Origin of the sequence: Mycobacterium adipatum (genome assembly GCF_001644575.1) — a bacterium.
GTDB classification, from domain to species: domain Bacteria; phylum Actinomycetota; class Actinomycetes; order Mycobacteriales; family Mycobacteriaceae; genus Mycobacterium; species Mycobacterium adipatum.
Window position 1 is genome coordinate 3,363,809 of the sequence record NZ_CP015596.1, and the last position, 11,922, is coordinate 3,375,730.

14 protein-coding genes are annotated in these 11,922 nt (G+C 65.7%); 5 read left to right on the forward strand and 9 right to left on the reverse strand.

Annotated features, from left to right (window positions below):
• Positions 1-22: 22 nt before the first annotated feature.
• Positions 23-1,171, reverse strand: a complete 1,149-nt coding sequence (locus A7U43_RS16035; RefSeq protein ID WP_067997155.1) for an SGNH/GDSL hydrolase family protein — start codon at positions 1,169-1,171, stop codon at positions 23-25.
• A gap of 63 nt (positions 1,172-1,234) precedes the next feature.
• On the opposite strand from A7U43_RS16035, the gene A7U43_RS16040 reads away from it, so the two are divergent.
• Entirely contained in the window at positions 1,235-2,506 is a 1,272-nt protein-coding gene (locus A7U43_RS16040; protein WP_231963332.1) for an MFS transporter, read from the forward strand.
• 6 nt (positions 2,507-2,512) lie between these two features.
• Here the strand turns inward: A7U43_RS16040 and A7U43_RS16045 are convergent, their stop codons facing one another.
• Positions 2,513-3,322 carry an LLM class F420-dependent oxidoreductase gene (locus tag A7U43_RS16045; protein ID WP_067997159.1) on the reverse strand — a complete coding sequence of 270 codons (810 nt, stop codon included), beginning with the start codon at positions 3,320-3,322 and terminating at the stop codon, positions 2,513-2,515.
• 135 nt (positions 3,323-3,457) lie between these two features.
• Between A7U43_RS16045 and A7U43_RS16050 the strand changes: the two genes are divergently transcribed.
• The gene (locus tag A7U43_RS16050; protein WP_067997162.1) at positions 3,458-4,060 is read left to right on the forward strand and encodes an LGFP repeat-containing protein; all 603 of its coding nucleotides are present in this window, start codon (positions 3,458-3,460) and stop codon (positions 4,058-4,060) included.
• A 1-nt stretch (position 4,061) separates the two neighbouring features.
• On the opposite strand, the gene A7U43_RS16055 is transcribed toward A7U43_RS16050, so the two are convergent.
• The 4 genes from A7U43_RS16055 to A7U43_RS16070 form a co-directional block, all read right to left on the reverse strand.
• On the reverse strand, positions 4,062-5,747 hold the full coding sequence (locus tag A7U43_RS16055) for a GMC family oxidoreductase (RefSeq protein ID WP_067997164.1): 1,686 nt from the start codon (positions 5,745-5,747) through the stop codon (positions 4,062-4,064).
• A gap of 56 nt (positions 5,748-5,803) precedes the next feature.
• On the reverse strand, positions 5,804-6,037 hold the full coding sequence (locus tag A7U43_RS16060; RefSeq protein ID WP_067997167.1) for a hypothetical protein: 234 nt from the start codon (positions 6,035-6,037) through the stop codon (positions 5,804-5,806).
• Positions 6,038-6,087: 50 nt separating this feature from the next.
• Positions 6,088-7,242 carry a serine hydrolase domain-containing protein gene (locus A7U43_RS16065; RefSeq protein ID WP_067997169.1) on the reverse strand — a complete coding sequence of 385 codons (1,155 nt, stop codon included), beginning with the start codon at positions 7,240-7,242 and terminating at the stop codon, positions 6,088-6,090.
• Between the two features lie 94 nt (positions 7,243-7,336).
• Positions 7,337-8,284: a helix-turn-helix transcriptional regulator gene (locus tag A7U43_RS16070; protein ID WP_068002864.1), complete on the reverse strand. Its 948-nt coding sequence runs from the start codon at positions 8,282-8,284 to the stop codon at positions 7,337-7,339.
• Between the two features lie 63 nt (positions 8,285-8,347).
• On the opposite strand from A7U43_RS16070, the gene A7U43_RS16075 reads away from it, so the two are divergent.
• Together A7U43_RS16075 and A7U43_RS16080 are read left to right on the forward strand one after the other, a co-directional pair.
• Positions 8,348-8,998, forward strand: coding sequence for a TIGR03086 family metal-binding protein (locus tag A7U43_RS16075; RefSeq protein ID WP_197499854.1), 651 nt, complete (start codon positions 8,348-8,350; stop codon positions 8,996-8,998).
• Between the two features lie 96 nt (positions 8,999-9,094).
• The gene (locus A7U43_RS16080) at positions 9,095-9,343 is read left to right on the forward strand and encodes a DUF3297 family protein (protein ID WP_067997174.1); all 249 of its coding nucleotides are present in this window, start codon (positions 9,095-9,097) and stop codon (positions 9,341-9,343) included.
• A gap of 8 nt (positions 9,344-9,351) precedes the next feature.
• On the opposite strand, the gene A7U43_RS16085 is transcribed toward A7U43_RS16080, so the two are convergent.
• Both A7U43_RS16085 and A7U43_RS16090 read right to left on the reverse strand, forming a co-directional pair.
• Positions 9,352-9,561: a hypothetical protein gene (locus A7U43_RS16085; protein ID WP_067997177.1), complete on the reverse strand. Its 210-nt coding sequence runs from the start codon at positions 9,559-9,561 to the stop codon at positions 9,352-9,354.
• 78 nt (positions 9,562-9,639) lie between these two features.
• Positions 9,640-10,764 (reverse strand): amidohydrolase family protein, encoded by a 1,125-nt coding sequence (locus A7U43_RS16090; protein WP_197499855.1) that lies wholly within the window; start codon positions 10,762-10,764, stop codon positions 9,640-9,642.
• A gap of 171 nt (positions 10,765-10,935) precedes the next feature.
• Here A7U43_RS16090 and A7U43_RS16095 point away from each other — a divergent pair, with 171 nt between their 5' ends.
• Positions 10,936-11,355 carry a hypothetical protein gene (locus tag A7U43_RS16095; protein ID WP_067997181.1) on the forward strand — a complete coding sequence of 140 codons (420 nt, stop codon included), beginning with the start codon at positions 10,936-10,938 and terminating at the stop codon, positions 11,353-11,355.
• A gap of 226 nt (positions 11,356-11,581) precedes the next feature.
• On the opposite strand, the gene A7U43_RS29175 is transcribed toward A7U43_RS16095, so the two are convergent.
• The gene (locus A7U43_RS29175) at positions 11,582-11,755 is read right to left on the reverse strand and encodes an SDR family oxidoreductase (protein WP_082902160.1); all 174 of its coding nucleotides are present in this window, start codon (positions 11,753-11,755) and stop codon (positions 11,582-11,584) included.
• Between the last annotated feature and the right edge of the window lie 167 nt (positions 11,756-11,922).

The following is an 11,922-nucleotide window of genomic DNA, read 5'->3' on the forward strand; positions in this document are numbered from 1 at the left end:
ACCCGCGGATTCTTGAACGGATTCAATCGCCGGTGAAGATCTCGCGGATGGTGCCGGCGAATCGCTCGCCGACACGGTCGTGCACCTGTGGGCCGGGATGCACGTTGTCGGCGAGGGGGAGCTCAGCGAAGTCGTCGGGCCCATACAGCCGCAATCCATCGAGGTAGCGAAGGTGCGGGTCGACCGCGGACCGTCGTTCGACGATGGCCGCGAGTTCGCGACGGATGACGCTCAGTGTGAGCTTGCCCGCCCGGGTCTCTGCGGGATCTCCGGTGGCGACAAATATCATTGTGCCACTGCTGAAATCGGGTGCCAACGGCCCGGGAGTGTCTTCGTGGATGGGGCAGTAGAGTGCGGAGACGACGACGATCGGAGTTGTCGGGTGGCCGTCACGGAGGGTGTCGAGGAAGCCGTGGACGGCGGGTCCGAAGGCGCGCAGGCGCATCAGATCGGCGTTCACGACGTTGATGCCGATCTTGATGCTGATCAGATCGGCCGGAATGTCGCGCATCGTGCGTGCGGTGAAAGGATCCAGCAGGGCCGCGCCACCCATGCCGAGGTTGATCAATTCCACGTCGGCGGCCGCTGCGGCCAGCGCGGGCCAGGTACCGGTGGGGTGAACTGCGTTGGAGCCGTGACTGATTGAGCTGCCGTGGTGAAGCCAGGTACGCCGGGTACTCGGGGCGGCGTCCAGCGGGTGATCGCTTCGAAGGGCGATCAGTTCGATGGTTTCGTTGTGCGGCAGCCAGATCTCGACGGACTTCTGGTGATCGGGAAGATCGGCGAAACGAATCGTGCCGGCTTCACCGGGCAGCAGTTCCTCGGCGCCGCTTGCGGCGTCCTTCAACAGCACGTTGCCGCCCGTGGAGGTGGCCTGCGCCGCGAGCCGGCCGTCGATCAGCAGGTCGTAGACCCCGTCGGGTCTCGTCGGTACACCCCGATAGGCGGGTCTGGTGCGCAGCGTGTCCAATTCGATCACCGTGGATCGGGTCCGAAACACCAGCCGACATCCGGCGGGCTGGGATTCGACCATCGCCAGCTGCGGGTCCGCGCATTGCGCCCGAGCCCAGCCGGGCAATCGGTGGGGGAGCAGGCCGTGCGCCGTCGGCTCGAGTTCGAGAGCACCGCGCAACAGGTCCATCGAGATCGCGGTGGTGATGGAAGGCGGCATGGCAGTAGCACTCCGTTCAATTGTTGTGGCACCGGCATCAGTTGCTGATCGAACGCAGACTGTATGACGCAGCTACTGTCATGCCGGATTCCCGCCAGCATCCGGTTGCTCGTCCGAGAAAACTCCTTGGTCATGCAGACTCATTCGGTTCCGATCGACCACGCTACGTTCCTGAGGACTCCCGCTGCCTCGTTCATGGCACTGGCGGCTGCGATCGGCACGGCAACCATGTACCCGCTCCAACCAGGTGTAGCCGTGGTGGCCGATTCGATGGACACCTCAGTCGTCGAGATCGGTATCGCACTCGGGTGTGGTCCCGTCGGGTACTTGGTCGGACTGGTGGTGCTGGTGCCGTTGGTCGACCGGTTCGCGCCCCGGAAAGTGCTGTCTGCCCAGTTCGGCGCGCTGGCCATCGTCCTGGCCATCAATGCCGTCGTCGGAGTGCCATGGCTTCTTGGACTCGTTGTCGGTGTCGTTGGGGCCGGTTCATCTGTCGGCGCCCAATTGAGCTCGGTTGCGGGTCGGTTCGCTGATCCGCAGCGGCGCGCCACGGTCTTGGGCATCGTCACTGCGGGGATCTCGGCGGGAATCCTCGCAGGGCGGATCGTCGGCGGCTGGTTGACAGATGCCATCGGCTGGCCTGGCATGCTCCTCGCGTTCGCGACAGCGTGTGTATTGATTGCTGTTGCAGCCCTATTCGTCCTGCCTGCCACACCCGGGCCGGTCACGGCAGGATACCTCGCGACGGTCCGAGCGCTTCCTGGCTTGTTTGTCCGTCACCCGTTAATGCGACTGGCTGCCAGCCGAGGAGCCTTGTGGTTCTTCGCTTTCTGCGCCGTCTGGGCAGGTGTTGCAGTCGCGCTTTCACAACCGCCCTTCTCCTACTCGGCCGAGCGAATTGGTCTGTACGCGGCCGCCGGATTGCTGGGCATCGTGGCCACCCCTCTCGCCGGCGCCTGGACCGATCGTGTCGGAGCGCGCACGGTGATCCTGGTCGGGCTGGCCCTTGCAGTCATCGCTACTGGAGCACTGTGTCTCGTTCTGTCGAGCACCGTGGTGACCCTCATCTGTCTGGGCCTGTTCGACGCCGGACTGTTCGCCGCCCAGGTGGCCAACCAAAGCACCGTTCTCGCTATCGACACCACCGCGCCCGCCCAGTTCAACAGCGCCTATATGGTCGTCTACTTCATCGGCGGCAGCGTCGGTACGGCGTTTGGTGCGGCGGCGGTTGCTCGATGGGGATGGTCGGTTACCGCGGCCATAGCCGCTGGAGCAATTCTGATCGCAGCAGCGGCCACCGCGCTCGCGCGACAGGGAGGGATCACACCGGCTTGACGATGGTCACCCATTGTCCCGCCAGGTGAGCACCTCCTTGAGCGACGTGAGGTCGTAACCGTTGTCGGCGGTGAGTTCGGTCTGGAACAAGCTCACTCCCGCGGCGCGGAACGCGTCGGCGCCCTCGGCGTTCACCCACAGTGTCGAGCGCTCGATATCGGCGCCGTTGCGGCCGAACGTTTCTGCCAGCTCATCGACGCGGTCGCTCGACCTACGGAAGGCGTCAAGGTCGGCGAACGCGTGCCAGATGTCGGCGTGCCGGGCGACGGCGGGAAGTGAACGCTTGGGCCCCGTGCCGCCGATGAGGATCGGCAGCTTGCGTACCGGCGGCGGAATCAGCGCAGCGAGCCGCTTCTCGATCCGAATCAGACTCTCGTCGAACAGATCGAAGCGAGTGCCGAAGGTGCCGAAATCGTAACCGTAGGTGGTGTAATCCTTTTCGTACCACCCCGCGCCGAGCCCGAGGATGAGCCGACCGCCGCTGATGTGGTCGACGGTGCGCGCCATATCGGCGAGCAGGTCGGCGTTGCGGTAGCCGACGCCGGTGACGAGCAACCCGATCTCGGCGTGTGAGGTGATCTCGCCCCACGACGCGAGCGCGGTCCACCCCTCGAAGTTGGGGACGTCGGGCTGATCGTCGAACAGGACTGGCTTACCGTCGACGAGGGCCTTCATCGCCGGGCGGTGGAAGTGGTCGTAGCCGAAGATCACGTCGACACCGAGGTCGTCGGCGGCCAGGACCGCGTCGCGCCAGGTGCGGTAATCCGGCGTGCCGCCGGGCTGGATCTGTACGGCGACACGGACGGGACGGGTCATGGATGCTCCTGATTCGGGAAGTGGCGACTCTTGAGCCAAGTTGACCGGGCACGGAGTTTATTCCGGTTATCGACGGGCGCTTGGACCTCAAGCCAAGATTTGACCGAAGCCGACGGCAGACGCGAGAGTGAGCCCATGAGGACGACCGCATACCGCCACCAGGCCGTCGTCGGCGTGGCTGTCGCCGCACTGATCACCGTGGGCTGCAGCAATGGCAGGAGCGTCGATGCGTCGGTGCCGCCGCAGGTCGGGTTGATCGCCACCTCCGAGACGGCGGCCCCGCCGGCCGAAGTGAAGCTCATCGGGGAGAGAGACGTCGAGGTGACGCTGACCGGTCCGATCGCGGCCAAGTATGCGTCGGCAACCGAGCGTCAGCGGCAGGCCCTTGGCAAGCCCCTGACAGGGGACCGCAATGCAGGAACACGGGAGAGCGGTGTGGTGTTCCAGCAGTTCCAGGGCGGCGTGATCACTGCCAAGAACGATGAGGCGGGAACACCTGGATATATCACCTGGGGCAGGATCCGGGAGGCCTGGAACGTCCCGCGCGACCCGGAGGGCGTGCCGGCAGTCACCGGCGAGAACGGCTCGGTGGGTCCACTGGGTGCGCCCACGAGCGACGAGGACACCGTAGGGGAGCTTCTCGTGACGACCTTTGAACACGGCCAGATTTCCTACGACCCGACGACGGCTCGGGTTGAGGTGACGGTCAACGGCAAGGCGGTACCCGCCGGGCTCTGACCTACCCCAGGATTGCCCGTGCTGCGCGTTCGGCGATGAGCATGACCGGGGCGTTGGTGTTCCCGGACGTGATGGTGGGCATCGCCGATGCGTCGGCGACTCGAAGGCCGGCGACGCCGTAGACACGGCAGTCGGTGTCGAGAACGGTGGTGGCCGACCGCGGTAGACCGCGCGTGTCGAAAGCGCCCATCGCGCAGGTACCCACCGGATGAAAGATCGTGGTGCCCAACTCGCGGGCCGCCTGCTGCAGGTCGTCGTCGCTCACCAGTTGCGGGCCGGGGAGCAGTTCTTCGGGGCGGTAGCGGGCCAGCGGCGGCGCCGCCATGATCTGCCGGGTCATCCGCAGGCCCCGCACGGCGGCCTGAAGGTCGGCGTCGGTGGACAGATAGTTGCACGCGATCTTCGGGGCGGAGAGCGGATCTGCGTCGGCCATCCGCACGTGACCGCGTGAACTGGGGCGCAGATTGCAGACCGAGGGGGTGATCGCGCCGTACGGGTGCAGCGACTCCCCGAACTTCGGCAACGACAACGGCTGAACGTGCCACTCCAGATCCGGACTGGCCAGCGCGGGATCACTTTTCGCGAAGGCCCCCAGCGTGGACGGCGGCATGGTCATAGGTCCGGAGCGCAGCAGCAGATACTGCAGTCCCATACCCGCGCGGGTGATCCAGTTGCGGTACAGCGTGTTGACGGTCCGGGCGCCCTGTACCCGGTAAACCGTTCGCAGCTGCAGATGATCCTGGAGGTTCTCGCCCACACCCGGCAGATCGACGGCCACCGGAACCTGATGCTGGGCGAGCAGCCCCGCCGGACCCAGGCCGGAGACCTGCATGAGATGCGGCGAGCCGATCGCACCGGCGCTCAGGATCACCTCCCGACGCGCCTGTACGTCGATGATGTGGCCGTCCTTGAGTACGCGGACCCCGGTGGCGCGGTGGGCAGCGGTGGTCCAGGCACCGTGACGCTGATCGTCGCGGACGTCGTCGGCCAGCAGCAATTGCAGGGCCTGGGTGTGGGTGTAGACGGTCAGGTTGGGCCGGTGGGCGACGGGGTGCAGGAACGCGTCGGCCATCGACCAGCGCCGGCCGCGACGCTGGTTGACATGAAAGTACGCGCTTCCCGCGTTGTCTCCGCGGTTGAACTCGGCGATCGGGGCGATGCCCACCTGGGCGGCAGCGGCCTGCCAAGCGTCGAGGATCTTCCAGCGCACCCGTGGCCGCTCGACGGCGATCTCACCCCCGGCGCCGTGCCACTGGTCGGCTCCGCCGAAATAGTCTTCCAACCCCTTGTAGAGCGTCAGTGTCTCGCCGGCCGAATCCGGGCCGCCCCAACGCCATCGTTCGTCGCCGGTGGCCTCGGCCCACAGCTCGTAATCGCTTGCCTGCCCGCGCATGTGGATCATCGCGTTGATCGACGAGCAGCCACCGAGCACCCGGCCTCGCGCGTAGACGATGCTGCGGCCGGCCAGACCCGGGTCGGCCTCGGTGGTGAAGCACCAGTCGGTGCGGGGATTGGCGATCGTATACAGGTAACCGACCGGCACCTTGATCCAGAACCAGTCGTCTTTGCCTCCGGCCTCGATCAAGAGGACCCGGTGATCGGGGTTGGCACTGAGCCGGTTGGCGAGCAGACAGCCGGCACTGCCCGCTCCGACGATGACGAAATCGAACTCGGCGACGGGGCTCATGTCGGCATTGTTCCTCGACGCCCTCGGGTGCGTGTCGTAGGGGCGAGCGATAATCGCTACAGCTGGCCCAGTGGGCGGCAGACGTTGGACAACGCGTTCCAGTACTGGCCAGGCGCGCAGTTTTCGGCCGGACGCGGTGTCTGGCAGGTATTGGTGATCGGATCCCAGAACTGTCCGTTGATGCAGTTCAGGGGCTCCGCGGCAGCGGTCCCGACCCCGAACAGCGACATCGCGGCGACGGGAGCGGCGCAAAGAACGGCGACGAACGAGCGCGCATGGAGGTTTCTCATACGTTGATCTTGCCCGACGATGCCGGGTCCCAAACCAGGGGGAGTGCGGGTTATAGCGCGTTATACACAGCGGCGATGAGTCGATGGGCGCGGCGATCTCCGGCCAGCCAGTCGCGGCGCAGATTGGGCACGAAGGCGAAGGCGACGTTGTGTTCGAGATCCGCCAGTCCCACCGAGCCGCCGGCCCCAGGATGACCGAAGACGGTCCGTTGCGCGGGCTCGGGCACCACGAAATTCTGCGACGGCAGCATGTAGCCGAGGCCGAAGGCGCTTTCCAAGCGCAGCACCCGGTCGCGGCCGCGCACGCGTTCTGCGATCGCTTCGCGGAGGTGCCCTGGGGCGAGCAGGGTTCCGCCGATGAGATCGCTGTAGAACCTCGCCAAGTCACGTGCGGTGGTGACCAATCCGGCCGCTGGCCAGCCGGCCGCCAGGACCTCTGGATCGTTGAAGGAGGCCACGGGATTCGACGACGCCCGGATGAACAGTGACTCCGGATCGGCCAGCGCCGCCATCATGTCGGAGACGGTGTCGTCCGGTATCGGCGGCGCGTGCTCGGCGCTCCAGGCACGCTGCTCGGGCGGTGGGGAACTGATGCGGGCGGCCTCGGGCAGTGTGTCGGCCCCGCCGAGGAACAGCCGGTCACCGAGGTGGCGTCGAGTGAACTCGCCGACGGTCATACCGCTGTGTCGGCGCACGTATTCGCCGACCAGCCACCCGAAAGTCAAAGCGTGATAGCCATGTTCGGTCCCGGGCGCCCAGATCGGGCGCTGGCGCGCCAAGAGGTCGGCCATCGCCGCGGCATCCGCGGATGCCGCCACCGAAACCGGACGTTCCAGCACCGGCAGCCCGGCCCGGTGGGTCATCAGGTCGCTCAGCGAGGTCCCGTCCTTGCCGTGCTGTGCGAACTCCGGCCACCAGGCGCTCACGGGCTCGTCGGCGCCCAGACCCTGCTGCTGGGCCACCAGTAGGGCCGCGGTCGCCGTCACAGCCTTGGTGCAGGAGAAGGTCGGGCAGGCGGTGTCGCGTGTCCATGGTCGTCCGGTCCGTCGGTCGGCGATCCCTCCCCACAGGTCCACCACCGCATGACCGTCGACGAACACCGCCACCGCGGCACCGAGATCGTCGCCGTCGGCCAGACCGGCTTCGAATACGGCCTTCACCTCCGCGAACGCGGGGTCAGCGTGGCCCGCCGCTGCACTGGACACAGACCGAAGTAGAACACGTTGCAGTCTCGATCGGGCACGGTTGCTCCGGATAGCCCCCTGCGGGCTCATCGGGTTCGGGGCGGCCGGCTGTTGCTCAGCGGTAGCGCGCCACCAGCGCACTGCCGATCGAGGCGAGATGGTCGCGCACACCCTGCGGGCCGGTGACCTCGAGCCATTCGGTGAGCCAGGCAAGTTCGCCCGCGAGGGTGTATTCGGTGTGGCCGCGGATCACGACCTCGACCCGGCCGTCGGGAGTGGACGGACCAACCTCGAGGCGGCCACCGAGCATCCTGCGGAGCAGGCCGACCCCGTCGGGTGTGCAGACGGCCTGGGCCTCGACGGGCGTGCGCCTTCGGTCGACCTCGTCGGCGATCTCGCGCCAGCTTTCGGCAAGGTCGAATCCCTCGGGTCGCTGGACCGGATCGGCGGTCACCTCGACCGAGGAGACACGATCGACCCGGAAGGTCCGTTGACCGTCCTGCGTGTGGGAGAGCAGGTACCAGACCGGGCCCTTGGCAACGATGCCCAGCGGGTGCACGGTCCGCTCCGTCTCGCGGCCCTTGCGGTCGACGTAGCCGAGCCGTACCTGGACGCCGAGGATCACGGCCTCCTGAAGCTCGTCGAGATACCGGGGTGCCCGCGGCTCGGGCCGGCCGGATCCCCAGTGCTGTGGGTCCACGACGACCGATGTCGCGGCCGCCTCGGCCTGCTCGCGGAAGGGCTCGGGTAGCGCGCGGACGAGCTTGCGCAGCGCCGCCTTCACCGCCGGCGTCGCCGTCGACGCGGGTCCGGCCACCAAGAACAAGGCGCGCGCCTCACCCGCGGTCAGCCCGGAGAGGTCGGTGCGCGCGCCGCCCAACAGTCGCCACCCGCCACCGCGACCCGGCAGGGAGTACACGGGTATCCCGGCGACGCTCAACGCTTCGAGATCGCGACGAGCGGTGCGCTCGGACACTTCCAATTCGTGGGCGACCTCCGTCGCGGTGACCTGCTCGCGCCGCTGCAGCATGAGCAGGATCGCTACCAGTCGGTCGGCCCGCATGCGTTCACACTTCCACACAAAACTGGTCATAGGGTGACCGGTTTAGGTCGGCACACTGTCGCCATGACTGCACCGAAAAGTTCCAGCACCGACCATCTCGAGGACCCCCGGCGAATCCTCGACCAGGCCATCGCCACCGGGGAGGTCGTCATTTCCGGCGTTCGTCCGGCACAGCTCGCGGACCCGACGCCGTGCACCGACATGGACGTCCGGGCCTTGCTCGGCCACCTCATCGGCGTGCTCGACCGGGTGGCCGCGCTCGGCCGCGGCGAGAACCCGCTGGCCGTCACCGACACCGTTGCCGCCGAGGATCGCTGGCTCGATGCGTGGCAGCAGGCGGGCACACGAGCCGCGCAGGCCTGGAGCGATGACGCGGTGCTCGCACAACCCAGAGCGCTGCCGTGGATCCAAGGCAACGGCGCCCAGGTGTTGGCGTCCTACTTCTCCGAGCTGACCGTGCACACCTGGGACCTTGCGACGGCCACCGGCCAGCAGCCCGACTGGGACGACACGGTCGTCACCGCGGCGCTGGCGGCCGCACGCCGGATGTTGCCGCCCGAGAACCGCCGCGCTCTCTACGAGGCGATCTCGGCCGCGCGGGGCCTTGACGAGGTCGGCGTCCCGTTCGCCGAGGCGGTCCCGATCTCCGACGACGCCCCAGCCATCGACCGCCTGGTCGCCTGGAATGGGAGGGATCCGCACCGGTGGGCCTGAGAAACCGTCGACCGCGCGTGCGACCCCCTGCCGCCGGGTCGCGTAGATTCCTGGAGAACACACCAGGATCCAGCGCAGCATTCGACGAAGGCCATCATGTCCGAGGACCAGAACACCGACGTTCCACCGAACCACCTCTCCATCGATCCGCGCAGCCCGTTCTACAGCGAAGAGGTGCTACGCCGCGATGTGGGTATTCGCTTCAACGGCGTCGAGAAGACAAATGTTCACGAATACAACGTGGACGAGGGCTGGGTGCGTGTCGAAGTCCCCACCGCGAAGGATCGCCGCGGAAATCCGATGGTGGTCAAGCTCAGCGGCACCGTGGAACCGTATTTCCGCTGAGCAGGTGATCACGCGACACTGCTGATGATCGCCATCACCAGCCCGCCCAGGGTCAGCACCCCGACCAACACCGTGGCGGCGATCGCCCGGCGTCGGCGGTGGCGGCGTGCGTCGAAGATCGCCACCGCGATACCGGCGAGGATCAACGCGGCATAGGTCATCAGCCCGATCGTCAGCGCCGCCGTCGACGCGGGGCTGGCCAGGGTCACGGTGTGCACGCGGTGAGCCTACGGCGCGCGCGGATCGCGCCGTCCGAGCGACTGCCGTTCGCATGTCCGCGGCTCCGCACGAATGCGTCACACGCTGATGCCGAACAGCTTTTCTGCATTTCGGAACGCGATTTTTTCCTTGGTCTCGCGTGGCAGGTCCACGGCCCGAAACCAGTCGGTTCCTTCTTTCATGTCCGCAAATGGGTAGTCGGTTCCGAACATCAGTCGATCCGCGCTGATGTGCTTCAGCAGGAGATGAAGCAGTTCGTCCTGGAAGAACGCGCTGGTGGTGAACCAGAAATTGTCAGTAAAGTATTGTCCGACAGGCTTATTGAGAGAACCCTCGGTCGATTCTCCCAGATCTTCCACGATGCGATCGTAATAGAACGGAAGACCTTCTCCCATGTGGCCGATGATCATCTGCAGTCTGGGGAACCTGTCGAAAACCCCGGTCATGATCAGTCGCAGGGATTGAGTAAGCACCTCTTGGTGCCAGCCGTATCCTGAACCACTGAAAATGTAGTCCTGGTACTCATCGTTAAATCCCGGCCGCTCGATTCTGTAGTAGATATTGAAGACTTCTTTGGGCGGAAAGCCCGGATGCAGGTAGATCGGGACCGCAAGTGCCTCGGCACGCGCCAGAACGGTCTCGAAGTCCTGGTGGTCGAGGAACTTGCTGCCAATGAAACCATTGGTCATGGCTCCCACGAATCCGTCTTCGCGGACAGCGCGTTCCAATTCGTCCGCGGAGGCCTCTGGGTCCTGCAGTGGCAGGGTCGCATAGGCCTGGTAGCGCCCCGGATAGGTGGTCATCGGACCATCGGCGATCATCTTGTTGAGACGATACGCAAAATCGTTGCCCTCCTGACCGGGGAGATCCTGCACGCCCGGCGTATGCGCAGAGAGAATTTGAACATTGATACCCGCCGCATCCATTGCGCCGAGGCGGCCGGGCCCGAGGTCAGCAAGACCGGTTTCCTCGAGATACCTTGCGTGATCGTCGTTGAGCGCGTTCAGGGCAATGAGCTCATCGGTGGTGTAGGTCTCTTCCGTGGCGATGAACCGTAAGTCTCGGTCTCGCAACGCGATGTCCGAAATCTCTGCCGCCGGCTCATTGGATCCAGTGGCGCACGCCGACAATCCGGCGCCGAGGCCAAGCGCAGCGGCGCCGTGCAGAAAGTTACGGCGTCTCATCACGTGTTCTCGGCTCATGACCAGAGCATGCCGTTCGAAAATTCGAGTGTCACGGGGGATAACCTCCCGAGTCAGTGTTGGATAACCTCCGATGTTCACATCCCGTGCGGGTGCGCCATGTCGTGTAGCTGCGGGTCGGTTCTGCGAAGTTGGGATCGGTAGGCGCTTGGACGGTATTCACTCGACGACATGAAGAACATCATCATCGGCGCGATCACGGCCGTCTGCGCCGCCGTCAGCCTCGGTCTGGCGGCACCCGCCAATGCGGATCTCGCTCCCGGCAATTACCAGCACCGCAGCATCATGGCCAACGGGAACGTCACCGACAACCTGATGCGGGTGACGAGCTGCGGTCCCGGCTGCATCTCGATCTTCAACCTCACGTCGAACACCGACCAGGGTCAGGCCCACATCCAGGGCGGCCAATACGTGCTCGACCAGTTCGTTCCCGGTGGCGCGTTCTGCCCGGACGGACGTCCGGTCGACGTATTCACCCGCTCTACCTTCAACCTCGACGGTACAAACGGGCTCTACACGCTCAGTGGCCCCAATCCCTGCGGTACCAGCGGCCCGGTGGGCGAGACGCGGTTCTCGTTCACGCCCGCGTGAACCACCAGCCAAGGCGAATCCGTAACGCTGGCAGGGACGACGAGCTCAGGGCCGCAGTTCTGAAACACACTGACGCACTAGCCTGCTGGTAACCGTCGTATTCGACTCGGTCCTATTGCCGTCCGACGTCAAAGAGCCTGTGACAGAGAGGATTGCAGACGTTCGTCGGCGGTGATGTAATCGATGTCGCCAAGGGTGTGCGACGGGCGGCTGATCAATCTCTGAGTCAGATGGCGGAAAGTTCGCCGCCATCGACGACCAGGCTCGCTCCGGTGATCCACTGAGCCCGGTCCGAGGCGAGATAGGCGACGACTTCGGCAATGTCGCGCGGATCGCCCGGGCGACCCAGGGGGATTCCGGCCATGGTGTCGGCGGGTGAGACGCCCAACGCATCGGCCATATTCTGGCGTACTTCCGCTCCACGACGATGATTTCGAGATCGCTGCCGAGGTATTGCCCTTTTCAGTATCGGTGGGCGTTGGAACGGGGCAGTATCAGTTAGGTCAGGTCACGGTGTGGAATTGAAACCCTTTGGTGGACAGTACATTATGAAGTGGGCTACTGGCG

Bases quoted from the DNA above. Each gene is read 5' to 3' on its own strand.
- A7U43_RS16075 (WP_197499854.1), top strand. From the start codon at position 8,348: ATGACTGCACCGAAAAGTTCCAGCACCGACCATCTCGAGGACCCCCGG.
- A7U43_RS29175 (WP_082902160.1), bottom strand. From the start codon at position 11,755: ATGGCCGATGCGTTGGGCGTCTCACCCGCCGACACCATGGCCGGAATC.
- A7U43_RS16080 (WP_067997174.1), top strand. From the start codon at position 9,095: ATGTCCGAGGACCAGAACACCGACGTTCCACCGAACCACCTCTCCATC.
- A7U43_RS16040 (WP_231963332.1), top strand. From the start codon at position 1,235: ATGACGCAGCTACTGTCATGCCGGATTCCCGCCAGCATCCGGTTGCTC.
- A7U43_RS16045 (WP_067997159.1), bottom strand. From the start codon at position 3,322: ATGACCCGTCCCGTCCGTGTCGCCGTACAGATCCAGCCCGGCGGCACG.
- A7U43_RS16070 (WP_068002864.1), bottom strand. From the start codon at position 8,284: ATGCGGGCCGACCGACTGGTAGCGATCCTGCTCATGCTGCAGCGGCGC.
- A7U43_RS16035 (WP_067997155.1), bottom strand. From the start codon at position 1,171: ATGCCGCCTTCCATCACCACCGCGATCTCGATGGACCTGTTGCGCGGT.
- A7U43_RS16095 (WP_067997181.1), top strand. From the start codon at position 10,936: ATGAAGAACATCATCATCGGCGCGATCACGGCCGTCTGCGCCGCCGTC.
- A7U43_RS16090 (WP_197499855.1), bottom strand. From the start codon at position 10,764: ATGAGCCGAGAACACGTGATGAGACGCCGTAACTTTCTGCACGGCGCC.
- A7U43_RS16060 (WP_067997167.1), bottom strand. From the start codon at position 6,037: ATGAGAAACCTCCATGCGCGCTCGTTCGTCGCCGTTCTTTGCGCCGCT.
- A7U43_RS16050 (WP_067997162.1), top strand. From the start codon at position 3,458: ATGAGGACGACCGCATACCGCCACCAGGCCGTCGTCGGCGTGGCTGTC.
- A7U43_RS16055 (WP_067997164.1), bottom strand. From the start codon at position 5,747: ATGAGCCCCGTCGCCGAGTTCGATTTCGTCATCGTCGGAGCGGGCAGT.